The organism is Luteitalea sp. (genome assembly GCF_044337415.1).
GTDB lineage: Bacteria > Acidobacteriota > Vicinamibacteria > Vicinamibacterales > Vicinamibacteraceae > Luteitalea.
Window position 1 is genome coordinate 50,987 of sequence record NZ_JBIINP010000004.1, and the last position, 20,987, is coordinate 71,973.

Genomic DNA, 20,987 nt, shown 5'->3' on the forward strand with positions numbered 1-20,987 from the left:
CTCCCATGGCCTGGTTCAAGCGCGTTCCGAAGCCCATCGCCCCGGCACAGAAGGCCAGCCGCATCCCCGAGGGCGTCTGGGTGAAGTGCCCCGATTGCGGGCAGGCCCTCTACAAGAAGGACCTCGACGGGAACCTGCAGGTGTGCCCCAAGTGCGCGCACCACTTCCGCCTCCCCGCCGCCGAGCGGCTGGCGATGCTGTTCGATGGCCCCTGGGTCGAGCACGACCACGACCTCGCCTCGACCGACCCGCTCGCCTTCATCGACACGAAGCCGTATTCGCAGCGCCTGCGGACCGCCCAGGAGGCCAGTGGCCTCAAGGACGCGATCATCTGCGGCACCGGCACGATCGACGGCATCGAGACCGAGATCGCCGCGATGGAGTACTCCTTCATCGGCGGCAGCATGGGCGTGGTGGTCGGCGAGAAGATCACGCGCGCCATCGAGCGCGGCCTCGAGCACCGGCGCCCGGTCGTGGTGGTGTCGTGCTCCGGCGGTGCCCGCATGATGGAGGGCACGCTGTCGCTCATGCAGATGGCGAAGGTGAGCGCGGCGCTCGCGCGCCTCGATCGCGCCGGCCTGCCCTACATCTCGGTCCTCACCGACCCGACCACGGGCGGCGTCACGGCGAGCTTCGCCATGCTCGGCGACCTGAACATCGCCGAGCCGAAGGCCCTCATCGGCTTCGCGGGCCCGCGCGTCATCGAGCAGACGATCCGCCAGAAGCTCCCCGAGGGTTTCCAGCGCGCCGAGTTCCTCGTCCAGCACGGCATGGTCGACATGATCGTCGACCGCTGCAAGCTGAAGGACGCCATCGCCGACGCGCTGCGGTTCATGCACGCGCCGGCATGACGCCACAGCAGCGCCTCGCCACGCGCGAGTTCTTCGGCATCAAGCTCGGGCTCGACACCATGCGGGCGCTCGTCGGCGCGCTCGGGCACCCCGAGCGCGCCTTCATCCCCGTCATCGTCGCCGGCACCAACGGCAAGGGGTCGGTCACGGCGATGGTCTCCAGGGCGCTCGGCGCCGCCGGCGTCCGCACCGGGCGCTACACGTCCCCGCACCTCATCCACCTCACCGAGCGCTTTGCCATCGACGAGCAGGACGTCGACGAGGCGACGCTCGACGCGGCGCTGGCCGAGGTGTTCGTGGCGGAGGACCGGTTGCTCGCCGAGGGCGGCCTCCCCGGGCCGGCAACGTACTTCGAGCTGACGACGGCGGCGGCACTGGTCCTGTTCCGGTCGGCCCGGGTGCAGGTCGCGGTCCTCGAGGTGGGACTCGGTGGTCGACACGACGCCACCAACGTGGTCGAGGCACCGTGGGCCGCCATCACCTCGATCGGGATGGACCACATGGCGCAGCTCGGCGACACCCTCGAGCTCATTGCCGCCGAGAAGGCCGGGGTGATCATGCCGGGCGCGATCGTGGTGAGCGGCGTCACCGCGCCGGGGCCGGCCGGGGTGATCGAGGAGACCGCCGCCTCGCGCGGCGCGACGCTGATCCGCGCGCACGACGAGACACGGGTACAGCTGTCGGGACCGGATGGCGAGTGCGAGGTGACCCTCGCCACGCCGAGGCGCGCCTACCGCACGGTGCGCCTCGCGTTGCGCGGGCGGCACCAGGTCGACAACGCCCTGGTGGCCGTGCGCCTGCTCGAAGCGCTCGAGAGCGCAGGAATCGGCGGCGGCGAGGCCGCCATCACCACCGGCCTGAGCGATGCGCGCTGGCCGGGTCGCCTCGAGCGCCGCGTGCTGCCCGGTGGCACGCCCGTCGTGCTCGATGGCGCGCACAACCCGGCCGGCGCCGAGGCGCTCGCCGCGTGGTGCCGGGAGGCGGGCTTCGCGCCCGCGACGCTGGTCGTGGCGTGCATGCGCGACAAGGACGTGGAGGGCCTGCTGCGCCCGCTGCTGTCGGTGGCCGACACGGTGATCGCGACGGCGGTGCCCTTCCCCCGCGCGCTGCCGCCCGAGGACCTCGCGGCGCGCGTCGTGGCGATCGCGGAGGCGATGCCCGTCACGGTGGCCCCGACGCCGGCCGACGCACTGGCGGCGGCGTCCGAGGGCCATGCGCGCGTGGTGGTCGCCGGCTCGCTGTTCCTCGTCGGCGCCGCCCGCGCGTGGCTCGCGCAGGTGCCCGGACCGCCGCAACCCGCGTGATATCCTGCGGGTCGCGCCCGCCGCCGATCGCCAGCCCGTGCATTCGACCCACACGCTCCGTGTCCTCGCGCTCCTGCTCCTCCTGATGCCGCTGTTGCCGGCAGCGGGGCGCGCACAGCAGGTGCCGGGCTTCAAGGTGACCAAGCAGCTGAAGATCGAGATCAGCGGCAACACCTACCACCTGGAGGGCCAGGTGGAGATGGAGCAGGGCAACCAGAAGTTCTACGCCGACCAGGTCGACTACGACACCAGCACGCGCCTGATGGTGGCGACAGGCAACGTGGTGTACACGTCGCCGCAGACGCGCATCGCCGCCGACAAGCTCGAGTACAGCCTCGACACGAAGATCGGCGTGTTCCACAACGCGACCGGGTCCACCTACCTCGGTGACAAGGTCGACAAGAGCTTCTTCGGCACGCAGGAGCCCGACGCGCTGTTCTACGGCGAGCGGATCGAGAAGGTCGGTCCCAAGCGCTACAAGATCACGCACGGCGGCTTCACGAGCTGCGTGCAGCCGACGCCACGCTGGGAACTCGTCTCGAGCACCGCGATGGTCGAGCTCGACGAGTACGCGGTGCTCACCAACACCATGCTCAAGGTCAAGGGCGTGCCGGTGTTCTACCTGCCGGTGATGTACTACCCGATCCAGAGCGACGATCGGGCGACCGGCTTCCTGCTGCCGACCTACGGGTCGTCGACGATCCGCGGGCAGAGCATCAGCAACGCGTTCTTCTGGGCGATCAACCGCAGCCAGGACGCGACGATCTACCACGACTGGTTCACCAAGCGCGGGCAGGGCGTCGGCGGCGAGTACCGCTACGTCGCCGGCGCCGGGTCGCAGGGCTCCTTCACCACGTACTACCTGAAGGAGAAGGAAGCCAGCTACGACACGACGAGCGGCCCGGTGACGACGCCGGCGGCCACCAACTACGAGATCCGCGCCAACGTGGCGCAGGTGCTGCCGCTCAACCTGCGGGCCCGCGGCAACATCGACTACTTCTCGAGCATCGTCACGCGCGCCACGTTCAACCAGAACCCGTACGACTGGTCGTCGCGCACGCGCAGCATGCGCGGCAACCTGTCGGGCACGTGGGGACGCCAGAGCGTGAGCGCCACCTACGACACCACCGAGCTGTTCTACTCGGACACCTCGTCGAGCCTGCAGGGCGGCACGCCCCGCCTGTCGTACAACCTGGCGCAGAGCCGCATCGGCCAGACGCCGTTCTACTACGCGCTCGGGTCGGAGTGGGTGTCGATCGCCCGCGTCGACAAGGACGGCGACCGGGAGGCCGACCAGTCGCTCAGCCGCTTCGACATCACGCCGACGCTGCGCGTCCCGTTCAACCGCTGGCCGTTCCTCACGTTCAACTCGTCGGTGGCCTACCACTACACGCGGTGGACCGAGAGCTACGTCAGGGACGCCAACAACCGCGACGTGCAGGCCGAGGTGCCGCTCACGCGCAGCTACTTCGACCTGCGGACCGACATCGTCGGGCCGAAGTTCACCAAGGTGTGGGACACGCCGAAGAACGGCTATGCCGAGAAGTACAAGCACACGATCGAGCCGATCTTCACGCTGCAGCGGCTGACCGCGTTCGAGGACTTCGACCGCATCGTCAAGCTCGAGGGCTACGACTTCACCTACGGCGGGACCACGCGCATCGCCTACGGCCTGGTGAACAGGTTCACGGCCAAGCGGCGCTCGGGCGAGTCGGCGGCGCGCACGCGCGACTTCCTGACCGTCGGGCTCACCCAGAGCTACTACAGCGACCCGCGCGCCAGCCTGTACGACTTCGGCTCGTACCCGCTGAACTACTTCGGGCGGCTGCCCAGCAACTTCTCGCCCATCAACTTCAGCGCGCAGTTCTCGCCGACCGCGCGCACGAGCGTCACGACGCGCCTCGACTGGGACGATCGGGCCGGCGAGTTCCAGAGCATCCGCCTGAACGGCCAGTGGGGCCTGAAGGAATGGCTCGACGTGACCGGCGGCTGGAGCCAGCGCAAGTTCTCGTTCTTCCCCGATCGCCCCGACAAGTTCCTCAACGCCAGCGCGAGCTTCAAGACCAAGGGCAACAGGTTCGGCGGCACCTACGCGTTCTTCTACGACCTCGGGCGCTCGGTGATGATGGACCAGCGGATCGTCGGCTACTACAACGCGCAGTGCTGTGGCATCGTGGTCGAGTACCAGGCCTACAACTTTCCGCAGTACTCCACCTTCGCCGTGCCGCAGGACCGCCGCTTCAACATCGGCTTCACGCTGGCCGGGCTCGGCACCTTCTCGAACTTCCTGGGCGCGTTCGGCGGCAACACCGGGCAGTCCGGCAGCCGCTCGTTCTGACATGGACGGACCGGTCCTGGTCACGGGTGCGGCCGGCTTCGCGGGCGGACACCTGGTGTCGCTGCTCCGGGCCGACGGCCCGGTGGTCGGCTGGTACCGGCCGGGAGTGCCCCCGCCGCCTGCGTCGCTGGCGCTCGGCCCCGACGTGTCCTGGGTCGCCGTCGACCTGACCGACGCGGCGGCGGTCGACGCCGCCATCGCGGACCTGAAGCCGTCGGCGGTCCATCACCTCGCCGGCGCCGCCAACCAGGGCGCCGCCTGGGCCCACAGCGACGTCACGCTCGAGCTGAACGTCCGCGTCACCCATGTCCTGCTCCGTGCGGTGGCACGGCACGTGCCCACGGCGCGCGTGCTGGTCACCACGTCGGCCGCCATCTACGCCGCATCGGACGCGCCCCTGCGCGAGGACGACCCGATCGCGCCGGCGACGCCCTACGCGGTCAGCAAGCTCGCACAGGAGATGGTCGCGCTCGATGCCGCGCGCGACGGCGGCCTCGACGTCATCGTTGCCCGCCCCTTCAACCACATCGGCACGGGCCAGGACCTCGGTTTCTTCGCGCCGGCGTTCGCACGGCAGGTGGCGCGCATCGAGGCAGGCCTCGAGCCCGGGCCGATGCGCGTCGGCAACCTGACGCCGCGCCGCGACCTCTGCGACGTCCGCGACACGGTGCGCGCCTATCGCCTGCTGGTGCAGGGCGGCGCGCGCGGCCAGGTCTACAACGTGTGTCGCGGGGAGGCCATCGCGATCAGCGCCCTGCTCGACATGCTGCGCGCGCAGGCCGCCGTGCCGATCGACGTCGAGGTGGACCCGGCACGGCTGCGCCCGGTCGACCTGCCCGTCCTGGTGGGCGACCACGGACGCCTGACGGCCACCACGGGATGGACGCCGCAGATCCCGCTGGCCGACACGATCACGGCGCTGCTCGAGGAGCAGCGGGCGTTGATCCCTAGACCTTGAGGAACGTCCCGTTCTTGTAGAGGTAGTTGAGGAAGATCCAGCGCGCCGCGAGTGCGCCGAGCGCGAGCACCACCGGCCCGGCCCCGCCCAGCAGCGACGCGACGCCCCCGAGGAAGAACTTCGAGATGTCCGGGAAGTTGATGAACTCCTGGGCGACGTAGATGGTGATGGCGTTCACGCCGATCACCACGAAGAAGAACGCCCAGCGGCGCGCGCCCCGGACGTCGATCACCCAGTAGAACAGCGCGACGAGCAGCAGGCTCCAGCCTGCCGTGATCAGCACGTACGACCCGGTCCACAGGTTCTTGATGATCGGGAACAGCGTCGACCACGCCAGCCCCACGATCAGGCTGGCGATGCCCGCCAGCACGAGGCCCCGCACCTTGGTCATCGCCGGACGCGCCTGCGTGAGCCACCAGCCGGTGAGCGCGCCCAGCAGGCACGTGGCGATGGCCGGGATGTTGGAGAGCAGGCCTTCGTTGTCGCCATACGGGTAGCAGCAGAACTTGCCCGGGATGACGAGGCGATCGACGTAGCCCACCAGGTTGCCCTCCGGTGAGAGGTCGTAGGCCCTGAAGCCCGGCGCGGGCACGAAGGCGAGCAACGCCCAGTAGCCGAGCAACAGGCCGGCGGCCAGCAGGGCCTGCCCGCGCACCTTGAGGTGCAGCACGGCGAACGCCGTGAAGAGGTAGCAGATGGCGATGCGCTGCAGCACGCCCGGCCAGCGCATCTCGGCGACGTTGAACTGCAGCAGGCCCCAGTTGATCCAGCCGAGCAGCAACAACAGGGCGAACCGCCGGAGGATGCGCGGGTAGGCGGCAGAGGGGTGGCCCTCGTACCGCTTCAGCGACATCGGCAGCACGATGCCGACGATGAAGATGAAGAGCGGGAAGATCAGGTCGTAGAAGACGAACCCTTCCCACGGGAGGTGCTCGAGCTGGTAGTCGAGCCAGTGCCACCCGAGCCAGGCCGCAAGGGCGCGGCCGAGGATGTCGCCCCCGGTGATCCAGAACATGTCGAAGCCCCGGAGGGCGTCGATGAACAGGAGCCTGGGGGCAACGACCTGGGCCGCGGCTGTCGCGGCCTGACGCGGGGCGGCCGTCACGCGCCTACGGCTTGCGCGTGGCCGACCACGATCCGGCGTTGCCGCCGATGTCGTAGCTGCCCTTCAGCTTGCCGTCCTCGAGGGTGCCCTTGACGGTCCCGGCGGCGGCATCCGCATTGACGTTGAGGGCGAGCGCGCTACCCTCGAACGTGCCCTTCACCGGCACTTCCATGCCGTCGGGGCTCTTGAGCATCCCGGCCACCGCGGTGCCGTCCTGCGTCAGCGTCAGCGACCAGCCGCCGCCACCGTCGCCCGTCACGTCCCAGCTGCCGGTCACGCCCGCGCCGGCGCTTGCCGACGCGCCAGCCTTGCTGCCCGTGAAGTCACCGGAGGCGGCGCCCCCGGCGTAGTCGACCGCACCCTTCATCTGGGCACCGGTCACCTTGCCAGTCATGACGATGTCGATGGGCTGGCCCTGATAGTCGATGGCGAAGGCAATACGCACACCGGCGTCGGTCGTGGCGACCGTCGGCGCGCCCACGAGCGGGAGGCCGCTCGCGGTGGCCACCAGCTTTCCGGCGTCCTCCTTGACGTCGACCGTCATCGGGTGCGTGCCCTGCGGCGAAGTCAGCGTGAGGTTCCACGTGCCGACGAGATCATTGGCCGAGGGCGCCTGCGCGTAAGCGGTACCGGCGCAGAGCACGGCGGCCGCGGCGACGAACGCCCGGAAATTCTGGGTGTTGATGGGCATGACCTTTCCAGTCTACCCGAAAGTTGGAGCTGGCCACTCCCCCGCTTGACGACGTGCCGGGGCGCCGGACACAATCGAACAAAAGGCGAAAATCATGCGCAACCAACTCGCCCTGTTCGAGCGTGACCTGACCACGCGCGGCGTCGCCGATCTCGTGAAGGCACACGGCGTCGAGTCCCTGACCGGGGCCGAGCGGCGGGCAGACGACGCGCGGTATCAGGAGGTGGTGTGCCGGTCGGCCCTGAATCGCACGCAGGGCATGCCCTTCCGCTGGACGTTGAACCCGTATCGCGGCTGCACCCACGCCTGCCAGTACTGCTTTGCGCGGCGCTACCAGTCGCAGCTCGAGATGGGCGCGGGCGACCAGTTCTCGTCCTACATCTTCGTGAAGCGGAACGTGGCCGACGTGCTCGCGCGGGAACTGGCGCGGCCGTCCTGGCGCCCGGAACTGGTCGCCATCGGCACGGCGACCGACCCCTACCAGCCGATCGAGGGGCAGTGGCGGCTCACACGCGCGTGCCTCGAGCACCTCGATCGGTGCGACACGCCGATTGGCCTGGTGACCAAGGGCCCGATGGTGGTCCGCGACGCCGACATCCTGGCCCGGATGTCGGCCCGCGGCCTGGCGACCGTCTACGTGAGCGTGCCGACGGTCGACGACGCCTGGGAACGGCTCGAGCCGGGCACGGCGCCGCCGCTGCAACGCCTACGGGCGGTGCGGCGCCTCATCGACGCGGGCGTCAGGGCCGGCGTGCTCATGAGCCCACTGGTGCCGGGCTTCTCCACGCAACCGGCCCGCATCGAGGCGACCCTTCGCGCCATGGCCGAGCTCGACGTGCCGCTGCTCGGCGGCAACGTGCTCTACCTCGAGGACGGCAGCCGCGACCACTTCCTGCAGTTCCTGCAGGCCGAGGCGCCGCACCTGCTCGAGAAGTACGCGCGACTCTACGTCCGCAAGTACCCCGACCCGGCCTACGCGGCGCAGGTGAAGGGCGTGCTCGCGGCGCTACGCGCCCGATACGCGAACCGCCGCACGCCCAGCGAGGACGTACGGCGGCAGACGGACTGGATTGCGGACCAATTCTGACAATTCCGCGATGCCGGGAATACCGTCAATGTGGGAGACGTGGATGGCCCCCGACATTCGCGGCATTCTCGGCATCGCGGCATTACCACCAGCGCATCAATGCGCTCTCCTAGAGGTTCCGCCCCATGAGCGCATTGATGCGCTGTTCCGTCGGCGGGTGCGTGCTGAACAGCGAGAACAGCCCGTGCACGCTGAACGGCTTCATGATGAACATGTGCGCCGTCGCGGGGTTGGCGTCCATCGGGACCTGCTTGCCGTAGCCCTCGATCTTGCGCAAGGCGCTCGCCAGGCCCATCGGCGACCCGGCGATCGCGGCGCCGCCGGCATCGGCCTTGAACTCGCGCGACCGCGAGATCGCGGCCTGGATCAGCATCGCGGCAAACGGCGCCACGATGATGCCCACGAGCAGGGCCAGCGGATTGGACCCTTCGCCGTCGTCCGAGCGCGACGAGCCGCCGAAGAACGAGGCGAACTGGGCCATGCGCGCCACCATCATGATGGCGGCCGCCAGCGTGGCCGCGACCGAGCTGATGAGGATGTCGCGGTGCTTCACGTGCGCCAGCTCGTGCGCCATCACCCCCGCGAGTTCGTCGCGCGAGAGGATGCGCATGATGCCCTCGGTGGCGGCCACCGCGGCGTGCTGCGGGTTGCGCCCGGTCGCGAACGCGTTGGGCGACTGGTCGGGAATGACGTACACCTTCGGCATCGGCAGCTCGGCGCGCCGCGCCAGCTCCGCGGTCATCTGGTGCAACGGGTGCTCCGGCCCGACCTCGCGCGCGTTGTACATGCGCAGGACGATCTTGTCGGAGAACCAGTAGGAGCCGACGTTCATGACGGCAGCCATGAGCAGGGCGATGACGAGCCCCTGCTGGCCCCCGAACAGGTCACCCAGGTACAGGAACAGCGCGCTGAGCAATCCCAGCAGCGCAGCGGTCTTCAGGGAACTGGTCATAAGCTCTCAGTCTAGGGCGTCCTTGCCCATCTCCGTACAATAAGACGCATGACGCGCGTGATCGAGCTAACCGTTTGTCTCACGCTGCTCGGCGCAGCCGCGGCGGCCGCCCAGCCGCGCCCCCAGACCCCGCCGCCCCCGCCGCCGTCCACCAGGGGCACGGGCGCCACACCCCCGGCGTCGCAGACCCCGGCCACGCCCGCCTCGCAGGCCCCCGCCCCCACGCGGCCGGCCTCGCAGGCCTCGCCCACCGGCACGCTGGCCGTGCCAGCGCCGGCGCCCCCGCGCCAGGCCGCGCCGATCGCAGCGCCGGGCGCGGAAGCGGCGCCGTCCGAGGCCCAGTTGGGGGTGCCCCTCTATCCGGGCGCGAAGTTCCTGCGGTCGTACGACGCCGGCCAGGGCCAGCGGTACTACCTCTTCGGTTCCACGGCGACGTTCGGCGAGCTGGTGCTCTACTACCGCACGCAACTGAAGGACAAGGGCGACCTCGTGTACGACGTGCCGCCCGTCCACATGTTCGAGGTCGGCCGGTTCCGCGAGGAGACCATGGCCTTTCCGCCGGGCGTGACGATCAAGGACTACACCTACGGCGGCGGCAAGGGGTACCTCGTGCCCACGCCGGGGGCCAACCCCAGCCGCTATCCGTCGGTGATCCAGATCGTCCCGGTGGTCGCGGCCAACAGGTAGGCAATGGGCGGCAGGCTCAGGGCTCAGGGCTCAGAAAGCATCATGAAGAAAGCTGCCTGAGCCTCGAGCCTCCAGCCTTGAGCCCGCGGCGTGCTCTCTGAGCCTTGAGCCCGAAGCCTTGAGCCCCTTTATCCCTGCTTCACGTAGATCTCGCCGGCTTCCTTGAAGTCGGCGGCCTTTTCCTTCAGACCCGCTTCGATCGCCTGCTCGGCCTGCAGCCCCTGCGCCGCCGCGTAGTCGCGCACCTGCTGGGTGATCTCCATCGAGCAGAACTTCGGCCCGCACATCGAGCAGAAGTGCGCCACCTTGGCGCCCTCGGCCGGCAGCGTCTCGTCGTGGTACGCGCGGGCCGTCACCGGGTCGAGCGCCAGGTTGAACTGATCCTTCCAGCGGAACTCGAAGCGCGCCTTCGACAGCGCGTCGTCCCACACACGCGCCTGCGGGTGGCCCTTGGCGAGATCGGCAGCGTGCGCGGCAATCTTGTACGCAATCACGCCCGCCTTCACGTCGTCGCGATTGGGCAGCCCGAGGTGCTCCTTGGGCGTGACGTAGCAGAGCATGGCGGTGCCGTACCAGCCGATCATCGCGGCGCCGATGGCCGACGTGATGTGGTCGTAGCCGGGCGCGATGTCGGTGGTCAGCGGCCCGAGCGTGTAGAACGGCGCCTCGGCGCACCACTCGAGCTGCTTCTCCATGTTCTCCTTGATCATGTGCATGGGCACGTGACCAGGGCCCTCGTTCATCACCTGCACGTCGTACTCCCACGCGATCTTCGTGAGCTCGCCCTGCGTCTGTAGCTCGCCGAACTGCGCGGCGTCGTTGGCGTCGGCAATCGAGCCCGGGCGCAGGCCGTCGCCAAGCGAGAACGACACGTCGTACTCCCGCATGATTTCGCAGATCTCGCGGAAGTGCGTGTAGAGGAAGTTCTCCTTGTGGTGCGCCAGGCACCACTTGGCGAGGATCGAGCCGCCGCGCGACACGATGCCGGTCACGCGCCGCGCCGTGAGCGGGATGTAGCGCAGCAGCACGCCCGCGTGCACGGTGAAGTAGTCCACGCCCTGCTCGGCCTGCTCGATCAGCGTGTCGCGATAGAGCTCCCAGGTCAGCTCCTCGGGCCGGCCACCGACCTTCTCGAGCGCCTGGTAGATCGGCACGGTGCCGATCGGCACGGCGCTGTTGCGGAGGATCCACTCGCGCGTCTCGTGGATGTCCTTGCCGGTCGAGAGGTCCATCACCGTGTCGGCGCCCCACAGGGTCGCCCAGCGCAGCTTGTCGACCTCCTCCTCGATCGAGGAGGACACGGCGGAGTTGCCGATGTTGGCGTTGATCTTCACCAGGAAGTTGCGGCCGATGATCATCGGCTCGAGTTCCGGGTGGTTGACGTTGGCCGGGATGATCGCGCGGCCGCGCGCCACCTCGTCGCGCACGAACTCGGGCGTGAGGCTCTCGCGCGTGGCGATGTAGGCCATCTCCGGCGAAATCTCGCCGCGACGCGCGTACGCCAGCTGGGTGACCGACTCGCCCGCCTTCGCGCGGCGCCGGGTGCGGGTGCGCGCGGCCAGCGCCGGGGGCATCTCGCGCTTCCACGCGTCGAGCAGCAGGAAGCGCGGCTCCTCGACGGTGTTGCCACGGCCCTCGATCCACGCCTGCCGGAGCTTCGGCAGGCCCTCGCGCACGTCGACGCCCTGCGGACCGCTGGTGTCGTACACGCGCACGGGGGCGTTGCCGCCCGACAGCCCGATCTCGCGCATCGGCACGCGCACGCCGTAAGGCCCATCCACGAGGACCTTGCGGGAACCGGGGAACGCCTCGTCGTACGACAGGAGGGTGGATGCGGGGGCGGTGGGCGACTGGGACACGCGGTGACTCCTCTTGGCCGGTGAGCCGGCCCTGCCTGCAAGGCGACGAGGAGTCGACGCGCGATCGCGCTCCGCACTCCCTGCGCCGGTATCAGCCGGTTCCCACCGTCGCGCGTGCAGCGCGTCGGCGGGTTTCGCCACGAGGCGAACCAGGTTCCAAGGGTCTGTTCTCAATCCCTCGCGGGATACCCCTGGCGGATGAGTGCATCATACCGGGTTCCGGGTACCGGGTACCGGGTACCGGGTACGGGTAGCGGGAAGGCGGGCAGTCGTCGGTTGCGGATAATCGTCTCGTGCCGCTGCCGCCCCTGCCCATCGATGCGCACCTCGGCGCGGTGCGCGAGGCCCTGCGGTCGAGGCGCGCGGCGGTGCTGGTGGCGAGCCCCGGCGCCGGCAAGACCACGCGGGTGCCCCCGTCGCTGGTCGGCGCCGGCCAGGTGCTGGTGCTGCAGCCACGGCGTGCGGCGGCGCGCGCGCTGGCGCGCCGGGTGGCCGAGGAACAGGGCTGGACGCTCGGGCGCGAGGTCGGCTGGCACGTGCGCTTCGAACCCCGCTTCGGGCCCGACACGCAGGTGCTGTTCGCCACCGAGGGCATCCTGACCGCGCGCCTGCAGCAGGATCCCCTGCTCGACGGCATCCGCACTGTCGTCCTCGACGAGTTCCACGAGCGCAGCGTCCACGCCGATCTGGGCCTGGCTCTGGTCAAGCAGGCCTGGCTGGCACGCGACGACCTCCGCGTGCTGGTGATGTCGGCCACGCTCGACGCGGATCCGGTGTCGGCGTACCTGGGCGGCTGCCCGATCATCGAGGTGAAGGGCGACGCCCACCCGCTCGACGTGTCGTACGCCCCCGATCGCCCCCTGGCAGGCGTGGTGGACGACCTGCTGCAGCGCCAGGAGGGCAACGTGCTGTGCTTCCTGCCCGGCGCTCGCGAGATCGACGACGCGCAGCGGGCCGTGGGGCAGGTGGCGGCACGCCATGGCGCGGAGGTGCTGCCGCTCCACGGGACGCTGCCGCCGGAGGCGCAAGACGCCGTGCTGCGCCCGGGAACGACGCGACGCGTGGTGCTGGCCACCAACATCGCCGAGACGTCGGTGACCGTGCCCGGCGTCCGCGCCGTTGTCGACACCGGCTGGCAGAAGGTGGCGCGCTACGACGCCGCGCGGGGCATCGACACCCTGCAGACCGAGCGCGTCACGCTCGATGCCGCTGACCAGCGCGCCGGACGCGCGGCGCGACTCGGCCCCGGGCGCGCCGTGCGCCTCTGGGACGCGCGCGACCGCCTGCGTCCCTTTCGCGATCCGGACGTGACGCGCATCGACCTCGCGCCGGTGCTGCTGGCAATCCTCGCCTGGGGCGGGCGAGTCGACGACTTCGAGTGGTTCGAGGCACCGCCCGACTCGCGCCAGCACGACGCGCTCCTGCTGCTCGAACGTCTGGGCGCTGCAGACGCGGGCTCGGTGACCGACCTCGGCCGTCGGATGGCCAGACTGCCGCTGCCGCCACGCCTGGCCCGGCTGGTCCTGTCTGCGGACGGGCACCCCGATGCCTGCCTGGCGGCGGCCCTCCTCGGCGAAGGGCGCCTGCCGGCGCCAGACGGCCGGACCACCTCATCGGACCTGCTGTCGCTGCTGGCCGGGGCGCGGGCGTTGCCGCACCTCTCGCGCGCCGCGGCGGCGATCGCGCGGGCGAGCACGGACCGGTCGGCGCCGACGCGGGCGTCCGCGCCCATGGCCGAGGACCTGCTCGGTCGGGCTGTGCTCGCGGGATTCCCCGATCGCGTCGCCCAGCGCCGGGTGCCGAACGGCGACGCGCTGCTGCTCGCCACGGGCACCGGTGCACGACAGTCGCCTGCCAGCGGCGTGCGCGATGCCGCGTACCTCGTGGCCCTCGACGTCCGGACAGTGGAGGGTCGCGATGCGCAGGTGTCGCTCGCGAGCGCCGTCGACAGGGCCTGGCTGCGTCCGACCCACGCGACGCGCGAGCCGTATGTGGACGAGCAGGGCCGCCTGCGAGTCGTGGTGCGCCGGCGCTACCACGCCCTGACGCTCTCGGAGCAGCAAGAGGCGCCACAGGCCGAGGACCACGACGTGCTTGCCGACGCCTGGCTCGCGGCGCCCCGCCGCGACGACGACGCGCAACTGCTGGCACGCCTCGCCTTCTGCGGCCTCGACGTCGACCTGCCCGCGGTGGCGCGCCTCGCGGCGGCGACGGCCACCACGCTCGCGGCGATGGACGTCGAGGCGGCGCTGCCGTGGCCCACGCGTCAGCGACTGCTCACCGATGCACCGCCGCGCCTGCCGTTACCGAGCGGCAGGACCGCCGCGCTGACCTACACCAGCGAGGGCGGCGTCCGCGCGGCCGTCAAGCTGCAGGAGCTGTTCGGCCTGGCCGAGACCCCGCGCCTCGGCCCGCGCCGCGAGCCCGTCATGTTCGAGTTGCTGGCCCCCAACGGGCGGCCGGTGCAGTCGACGCGCGATCTCCGCAGCTTCTGGACGACGACCTACGCCGAGGTCCGCAAGGAACTGCGCGGCCGCTACCCGAGGCACCCGTGGCCGGAAGACCCGTGGACCGCGACGCCGACGCACAGGACGACGCGCAGGGCCTGATCCTTACCGGGTACCGGGTACCGGGTACGGGGTACGGGGTACAGCAGGTCAGGGGCGCCGAGTCACAAGGGACACGGCACATCAGGCACAAGGGACAAGAAGTGACGCCGGGCGGGCCGCACCCGTCCCTTGTCCCTGGAGCCGTGTCACTGGTCCCTCGGCTCCCTTGTGACTTGCGTACGTGTCCCTTGTCCCTCGTTCACCCTGCCCTGCGGAGCACGAAGCACTTCGGGTAGGGTGTGTGCCCTGGTCCCTTGTCACTTGAGCCTCGTCCCTGGTCCCTTGTCGCCCTTGTGACTTGCGTACTCGTCCCTCGTCCCTCGTTCACCCTGCCCTGCGGAGCACGAAGCACTTCAGGCAGGGTGTGTGTCCTGGTCCCTTGTCACTTGAGCCTCGTCCCTGGTCCCTTGGCTCCCTTGTGACTTGCGTACGTGTCCCTTGTCCCTCGTTCACCCTGCTCTTCTGAGCACGAAGCACTTCAGGTAGTACGTCTCCGGCACGCCCAGCAGCACCGGGTGATCGCGGCCCTGCATCCGCTTCTCGACCACCACGACGGGGATCTGCGCGTCGGTGGCGGCCGAGTAGATGATGCCGCCGAACATGCCCTCGTCGACGTGCGCCGAGCAGGTGCAGGTGATCAGGTGGCCGCCCGGCTTCAGCAGGCGCAGCGCGCGCAGGTTGATGTCCTTGTAGCCGCTGATGGCCTTGGGCACGGCGCCCTTGTGCTTGGCGAAGGCCGGCGGGTCGAGGACGATCGTGTCGAACCGCTCCTCGCCGCGCTCGAACTCGCGCAGCGCGTCGAACACGTTGGCCTCGCGCGCCTCGACATTGCCGAGCCCCTGCCGCGCGGCGTTGGCAGCGATCGCGGCGACGGCATCGGCCGAGGCGTCGAGCGCCAGCACGTGGTCGACATGCGGGGCCATCCGGAGCGCGAAGCCGCCCTGGTAGCTGAAGGCGTCGAGCGCGCGGCCGCGCGCGTAGCCGGCGGCCACCGCGTGGTTCTCGCCCTGGTCGAGGAACAGGCCGGTCTTCTGGCCATGCCACGGGTCCACGAGGTAGCGCACCGGCCCCTCGCGCACTTCGACCTGCGCGGGCACCTCACCGTACGCGAGTGCCACCTCCTGAGGCAGCCCCTCGAGGGTGCGCACCTTGGGGTCGTTGCGCAGCAGCACGCCGCGCGGCTGCAGCAGCTCGACGAGCAGCTCGACGATCAGCTCGCGATGCGCGTCGGTTCCCTGCGACAGCGTCTGCACCACCAGCACGTCGTCGTAGCGGTCGACGATGAGCGACGGCAGCAGGTCGGCCTCGCCGTGGACCAGGCGCAGCGCGGTGGCGTCGAGCGCCAGGCGCTCGCGGACGGCGATGGCCGCCGCGAGCCGTGCCCGCCAGAACGCCCGATCCACCGGGGTCGCGTCGCGGGTGAGCATCCGCAGCGTGATCTGGGACTCGGTCGAGGACAGCGCACGGCCGAGCGGGGCGCCGCGGCCGTCGCGCACCTCGACGACGGCGCCGCGGTCGGCCTCCAGGTCGGTGACGTCCGAGCGGTAGATCCAGGGATGGCCCGCGCGCACGCGGTCCGCCCCCTTGCGGGTGAGGACGGCGGTGTTCGGGCGGGGAGCAGGCGCTGAGGCTGACATAAGGGGACAAACCGGCCGGAATGGGCGGGACCCGTATAGTACAATTCGGCCTTATGCGCGTGGCCCTGGGCGCTGATCATGCAGGCGTCCACCTGAAGGAGGCGGTGCGCTCGCTGCTGCTGTCGCGCGGCATCGAGGTCCAGGACTTCGGCACGGTGGACGACGCCTCGGTGGACTATCCGGACTACGCGGCGCTGGTCGGTCGCGCCGTGGCGGCTGGCGAGGCCGATCGCGGCATCCTGGCCTGCGGCACCGGGCTGGGCATGGCCATCGCCGCCAACAAGATCGAGGGCGTGCGCGCCGCGCCCATCGTCGACCTCGAGAGCGCGCGCCTGTCGCGCGAACACAACGACGCCAACGTCCTCGCGCTCGGCGCCCGGGTGACGTCGGCCGAGATGGCCCTGCAGATCGTCGCCACGTTCATCGACACGCCGTTCGCCGGCGGACGCCATCAACGGCGCCTGGACAAGATCGCGGCGCTCGACCACGAGCGCCATTCGTAAGGCTTCACGGGATCCCACGATGTTTCACCTCACGCCCCCACACCTGCGCACGCTGGCCCAGGTCGATCCCGACATCGCCGAGGCGATCGCCAACGAGACGAACCGGCAGAACCTCGGGCTCGAGCTCATCGCCTCGGAGAACTTCGCCAGCACGGCCGTGATGACCGCCGCCGGCTCGGTGATGACCAACAAGTACGCCGAGGGGTACCCGGGCAAGCGGTACTACGGTGGGTGCGAGTTCGTCGACGTCGCCGAGTCGTTGGCCATCCAGCGCGCCAAGGACCTGTTCCAGGCCGAGCACGCCAACGTGCAGCCGCACTCGGGCGCGCAGGCCAACATGGCCGTGATGCTGTCGTTCCTCCAGCCGGGCGACACCATCCTGGGCATGAACCTCGCCCACGGCGGCCACCTCACGCACGGCCACCCGCTGAACTTCTCGGGCAAGCTGTACAACATCGTGCCGTACGGCGTGCGTGAAGACGACGAGCGCCTCGATTACGCGGAGGTCGAGCGCCTTGCGCACGAGCACAAGCCGAAGCTGATCGTCGTCGGCGCCAGCGCGTACCCGCGCGTCATCGACTTCGAGCGCGTCTCGAAGGTCGCCAGGGCCGTCGGCGCGCGGATGCTCACCGACATGGCGCACATCGCCGGCCTGGTGGCCGGCGGCGTCCACCCGAGCCCGGTGCCGCACAGCGACTACGTCACCACCACCACGCACAAGACGCTGCGTGGACCGCGCGGTGGCCTCATCCTGTGCAAGAAGGAGTACGCCAAGGACATCGATCGCTCGGTGTTCCCCGGCGTGCAGGGCGGCCCGCTGATGCACATCATCGCCGCCAAGGCCGTCTGCTTCCGCGAGGCGATGGAGATGAGCTTCCGCGCCTACCAGGCGCAGGTCGCCGCCAACGCCAAGCGCCTCGCGCAGTCGCTGCACGACGAGGGCTTCCGCCTCGTGAGCGGCGGCACCGACAACCACCTGATGCTCGTCGACGTCTTCTCGAAGGAGATCACGGGCAAGCAGGCCGAGGCGACGCTCGGGCTGGCGGGCATCACCGTCAACAAGAACGCGATCCCGTTCGACAAGAACCCGCCGATGGTCGCCTCGGGCGTGCGCCTCGGGACGCCGGCCGTCACCACCCGCGGCATGACCGAACCCGAGATGGACCGCATCGCCGACCTCATCTCCGCGGCGCTGCAGGAACCGGAGAACGAGACCGCCCTGGCCAAGATCAAGCTGGAAGTGGAAGAGCTGTGCCGGGAGTTCCCGCTCTACCCGCCCCCAGCCTGATCGACGGCGTCCGGCGTGCCCTCGGCCCCGAGGGCGCGCTGGCGACCGTGCTCGACGGCTTCGAGCCGCGCGAGAGCCAGCAGCAGATGGCCGAGGCCGTCGCGCGCGTCGTCGGCGACGGCGGCGTGCTGCTGGCCGAGGCCGGCACGGGCACCGGCAAGACGCTCGCCTACCTGGTCCCGGCGATCCTCTCCGGTCGCAAGGTGCTCGTCTCCACGGGCACCCGCAACCTCCAGCAGCAGCTGATCGACAAGGACGTGCCGCTCCTGCAGCGCGCGCTGGGCCCGTTCCGCGCCACCTGCATGAAGGGACGCGGCAACTACCTCTGCCTCCACCGTTTCGAGCAGGCCCTGCACGACGACCGGCCGCGCGACGACGAGACGCGCGTCGCGATGGCGCTCATCGAGCACTGGGCGCCGCGCACGCAGACCGGCGACCGCGCCGAGCTCTCGGACCTGCCCGAGGAACTCCCCTTCTGGCACGGCATCGCCGCGACCACCGAGAACTGCCTCGGCAGCGAGTGTCCCCGCTACTCCGACTGCTTCGTGACGCGCATGCGCCAGGAAGCCGCCGACGCCGACGTGGTGGTGGTCAACCATCACCTGCTGTGTGCCGACGCGGCGCTGCGCCGCCACTCGTTCGGTGAGGTCATCCCCGAGTGCCAGGTGGGCATCGTCGACGAGGCGCACCAGCTCGAGGACGTGGCGACGCAGTACTTCGGCGTGGCCGTGAGCAACTACCGCGTCGAGCAGTTGTCGACCGACGCCGCCGCGATCCGCACGTCGCCGCTGTTCGTGCCGGCGCAGGAGGCCGAAGCCGTGGCGCGCGCGATCGAGCGGCTCGCGAACACCGCGCGCGGGTTCTTCCTCGACCTGCAGACCCGCCGCCCGGGGGTGCGACAGGGCGGCGCGCCCGAGCCCGGGGCGACGCTGTTCGACGAGCGCCTGCGCGTCACCGGCGAGGCCCTCGCCGACGCGGTCGGCGAGAGCGGACTCGAGCTGCTCGGCGCCCTGTCTGGGCTCGAGGAAGCCCTGGCCCTGCTGAAGGATGCGCCCGAGGATGTGCGCGCGCTGGCCAAGCGCGCGGGCGAGGTCCGCGACGACCTCCGGTTCCTGCTCCGCGCCGAGGGCGAGGAGTACGTGTACTTCCTCGAGCTGCGCGGCCGACAGGTGGCCCTGCGCGCCGCGCCGATCGACGTGTCGCACATCATCCGCGACGTGCTGATCGACCGGCTGCCGTCGCTGGTGCTCACCTCGGCGACGCTCTCCATCGGCGGCTCGTTCGGCTATGCCCGCGCACGGCTCGGCATCGGTGAGGCGCTCGAGGTGCGCGTGCCCTCCGAGTTCGACTACCGCACGCAGGCGCTCGTGTACCTGCCGCGCCGCATGCCCGATCCGCGGACGCGCGAGTTCGCCGAGGCGTTCGCCGCCGAGGCCGAGCGACTGCTCGCCGCCAGCGAAGGACGCGCCTTCCTGCTGTTCACGAGCTACGCCGCGCTCCGCGACGCGCACGCGCGCCTGTCGACGCGACTGCCCTACCCGATGTTCGTGCAGGGGACGATGCCGCGCGGCGTGCTGATCGAGCAGTTCAGGAAGACCCCGAACGCGGTGCTGTTCGGCACGTCGAGCTTCTGGCAGGGCGTGGACGTGGTGGGCGATGCGCTGAGCTGCGTGATCATCGACCGCATCCCGTTCGCCTCACCGGGCGATCCCGTGGTGGCGGCACGCATCGAGGCGCTGCAGCGCCGCGGTATCGACGCCTTTGCCGGCTTCCAGGTGCCGCTCGCGATCCTCACGCTGCTGCAGGGCGTGGGTCGGCTGATCCGCCATCGCCAGGACCGCGGCGTGATCGCGCTGCTCGATCCGCGACTGCAGTCGATGGGCTACGGCCGCCGCTTCCTGAACGCGCTGCCGCCCGCGCCCGTGACGCGCCGACCGGAGGACGTCACACGGTTCTTCGCCACGACGTGAGGCGTCGACAGCGATCGATGGTGTGAGTGGCAGGGGCCCTCATTCCCGTCGTCAGCGCGTCGACTCGCGCGTCGACGGCCGGATACAACTGATCACGACGTGCGAGGTCTCGCCGATCGTGAGGGCGGCCCCCGATTGCGGGTCCACGTCCGGATCGAGGTTGCCGTTGGCACGGCGGAAGGCGATGGCCGCCGTCACCTGCTCGAGCGCCGTCGGAGCCGTCTGCGTGCACGGCCGGTCCTCGATCGGGGCCATCACGTGCTCCCGGGCCTCCACGTGCCAGAAGCCGAGCGCATGGCCAACTTCGTGGGCGACCGTGGCCGGACGGATGCGCGTGCCCGGACACCCGCCGCAGCGATTGAGGTTCAGCGTGATCCGTCCCGGGTCGCCCGCGACCCGCGCCGTCCCACACGACAACCCGAGGGGATCCTCGACGAACGCCACGGTGATCCAGCCGGCGCGCTCGGGGTTGTCACGCCCGGTCTCGACAGCGGCCACCTGCAGGACACCGCCGCTGAACTCGCGCACCGAGGACTGAATGGTGGCCGTCACCGCCGCGAGCGTCGCGGGGTCGACGTCGCGCCCCGCGGCGTCGACGGTCCGGATGTACACCGAGGGCGGCCGCGTGAGGCGCCGCACCGCGCGCAGTTCCCCGGGTTGCTCGAGGCCGTTGCGGGCGAGTTGGCGGAAGAAGCCGAGCACGGACGCCGGTAGCAGGTCGATCTGGACATCGGTGCGCTCGCGCTCCCAGCGCAGCCACAGCTCGCGATCCACGAAGCCCGGCGCCGAGACGTCGACCTGGTAGGGCGTGGACGGGGGATTGGTGTCGCTCGTGTAGCGGAAGGCGCCGTCGGCGCCCGATTGCGTCGGTGCGCCCCCGGCAAACCGCATCGTCGCCCCGGCGATCGGCGCCCGCGTGTCGCTGGCGAACACGCGCCCAGACACGGCAAACGCGTAGGTCGGCGTGGGCGTCGGGGTCGGCGTGGGTGTCGGCGTCGCGACCGGCGGGGTCGGCGTGACGGGGTTGCCTCCTCCACCGCAGCCAGCGAGACACGCCACACCGGCGAGCAACGTGGACCGGAGTGCCCGGGCTCCTGACATGGGCGCCATTCTGTGGTGGCGTTCCCCGAGGGTCAACCGCATCCGGC

At 70.5% G+C, this 20,987-nt stretch carries 16 protein-coding genes; 10 read left to right on the forward strand and 6 right to left on the reverse strand.

What is annotated here, in order from left to right; genetic code table 11:
• Positions 1–5: 5 nt before the first annotated feature.
• Genes accD through ACIRDX_RS01510 form a run of 4 tightly spaced genes read left to right on the forward strand, consistent with a single transcriptional unit; the run spans position 6 to position 5,451 of the window.
• Entirely contained in the window at positions 6–851 is an 846-nt protein-coding gene (gene accD, locus ACIRDX_RS01495) for an acetyl-CoA carboxylase, carboxyltransferase subunit beta (protein ID WP_396623628.1), read from the forward strand.
• A complete protein-coding gene (locus ACIRDX_RS01500) occupies positions 848–2,155 on the forward strand; it encodes a bifunctional folylpolyglutamate synthase/dihydrofolate synthase (RefSeq protein ID WP_396623629.1) in 1,308 nt (435 codons plus the stop codon). Before accD ends, ACIRDX_RS01500 begins: the two co-directional genes overlap by 4 nt.
• A gap of 37 nt (positions 2,156–2,192) precedes the next feature.
• Positions 2,193–4,493, forward strand: coding sequence for an LPS-assembly protein LptD (locus tag ACIRDX_RS01505; RefSeq protein WP_396623630.1), 2,301 nt, complete (start codon positions 2,193–2,195; stop codon positions 4,491–4,493).
• Position 4,494: 1 nt separating this feature from the next.
• On the forward strand, positions 4,495–5,451 hold the full coding sequence (locus tag ACIRDX_RS01510; protein ID WP_396623631.1) for an NAD-dependent epimerase/dehydratase family protein: 957 nt from the start codon (positions 4,495–4,497) through the stop codon (positions 5,449–5,451).
• Here ACIRDX_RS01510 and ACIRDX_RS01515 read toward each other — a convergent pair.
• Entirely contained in the window at positions 5,441–6,556 is a 1,116-nt protein-coding gene (locus ACIRDX_RS01515) for an acyltransferase family protein (protein WP_396623632.1), read from the reverse strand. The genes ACIRDX_RS01510 and ACIRDX_RS01515 overlap by 11 nt on opposite strands.
• Before the next feature lie 4 nt (positions 6,557–6,560).
• Positions 6,561–7,247, reverse strand: a complete 687-nt coding sequence (locus ACIRDX_RS01520) for a hypothetical protein (RefSeq protein ID WP_396623633.1) — start codon at positions 7,245–7,247, stop codon at positions 6,561–6,563.
• A gap of 94 nt (positions 7,248–7,341) precedes the next feature.
• Between ACIRDX_RS01520 and ACIRDX_RS01525 the strand changes: the two genes are divergently transcribed.
• A complete protein-coding gene (locus ACIRDX_RS01525) occupies positions 7,342–8,334 on the forward strand; it encodes an SPL family radical SAM protein (protein ID WP_396623634.1) in 993 nt (330 codons plus the stop codon).
• A 109-nt stretch (positions 8,335–8,443) separates the two neighbouring features.
• On the opposite strand, the gene htpX is transcribed toward ACIRDX_RS01525, so the two are convergent.
• On the reverse strand, positions 8,444–9,286 hold the full coding sequence (gene htpX / locus ACIRDX_RS01530; protein WP_396623635.1) for a zinc metalloprotease HtpX: 843 nt from the start codon (positions 9,284–9,286) through the stop codon (positions 8,444–8,446).
• Between the two features lie 48 nt (positions 9,287–9,334).
• Here htpX and ACIRDX_RS01535 point away from each other — a divergent pair, with 48 nt between their 5' ends.
• The gene (locus ACIRDX_RS01535) at positions 9,335–9,973 is read left to right on the forward strand and encodes a hypothetical protein (RefSeq protein ID WP_396623636.1); all 639 of its coding nucleotides are present in this window, start codon (positions 9,335–9,337) and stop codon (positions 9,971–9,973) included.
• Positions 9,974–10,101: 128 nt separating this feature from the next.
• On the opposite strand, the gene thiC is transcribed toward ACIRDX_RS01535, so the two are convergent.
• Positions 10,102–11,832 (reverse strand): phosphomethylpyrimidine synthase ThiC, encoded by a 1,731-nt coding sequence (thiC, locus tag ACIRDX_RS01540; protein WP_396623637.1) that lies wholly within the window; start codon positions 11,830–11,832, stop codon positions 10,102–10,104.
• A 293-nt stretch (positions 11,833–12,125) separates the two neighbouring features.
• Here thiC and ACIRDX_RS01545 point away from each other — a divergent pair, with 293 nt between their 5' ends.
• On the forward strand, positions 12,126–14,441 hold the full coding sequence (locus ACIRDX_RS01545) for an ATP-dependent RNA helicase (RefSeq protein WP_396623638.1): 2,316 nt from the start codon (positions 12,126–12,128) through the stop codon (positions 14,439–14,441).
• Positions 14,442–14,890: 449 nt separating this feature from the next.
• Here ACIRDX_RS01545 and ACIRDX_RS01550 read toward each other — a convergent pair whose 3' ends face one another.
• The gene (locus ACIRDX_RS01550; RefSeq protein ID WP_396623639.1) at positions 14,891–16,078 is read right to left on the reverse strand and encodes a class I SAM-dependent rRNA methyltransferase; all 1,188 of its coding nucleotides are present in this window, start codon (positions 16,076–16,078) and stop codon (positions 14,891–14,893) included.
• A 53-nt stretch (positions 16,079–16,131) separates the two neighbouring features.
• On the opposite strand from ACIRDX_RS01550, the gene rpiB reads away from it, so the two are divergent.
• From rpiB to ACIRDX_RS01565, 3 genes are read left to right on the forward strand one after another with little or no spacing between them, the layout of a single operon-like run.
• On the forward strand, positions 16,132–16,581 hold the full coding sequence (gene rpiB / locus ACIRDX_RS01555) for a ribose 5-phosphate isomerase B (RefSeq protein ID WP_396623640.1): 450 nt from the start codon (positions 16,132–16,134) through the stop codon (positions 16,579–16,581).
• A 19-nt stretch (positions 16,582–16,600) separates the two neighbouring features.
• Positions 16,601–17,869 (forward strand): serine hydroxymethyltransferase, encoded by a 1,269-nt coding sequence (gene glyA / locus ACIRDX_RS01560; protein WP_396623641.1) that lies wholly within the window; start codon positions 16,601–16,603, stop codon positions 17,867–17,869.
• Complete coding sequence (locus ACIRDX_RS01565) at positions 17,833–19,839, forward strand: ATP-dependent DNA helicase (protein ID WP_396623642.1); 2,007 nt, start codon at positions 17,833–17,835, stop codon at positions 19,837–19,839. Before glyA ends, ACIRDX_RS01565 begins: the two co-directional genes overlap by 37 nt.
• Positions 19,840–19,890: 51 nt before the next feature.
• Here the strand turns inward: ACIRDX_RS01565 and ACIRDX_RS01570 are convergent, their stop codons facing one another.
• Positions 19,891–20,940 (reverse strand): hypothetical protein, encoded by a 1,050-nt coding sequence (locus tag ACIRDX_RS01570; protein ID WP_396623643.1) that lies wholly within the window; start codon positions 20,938–20,940, stop codon positions 19,891–19,893.
• Between the last annotated feature and the right edge of the window lie 47 nt (positions 20,941–20,987).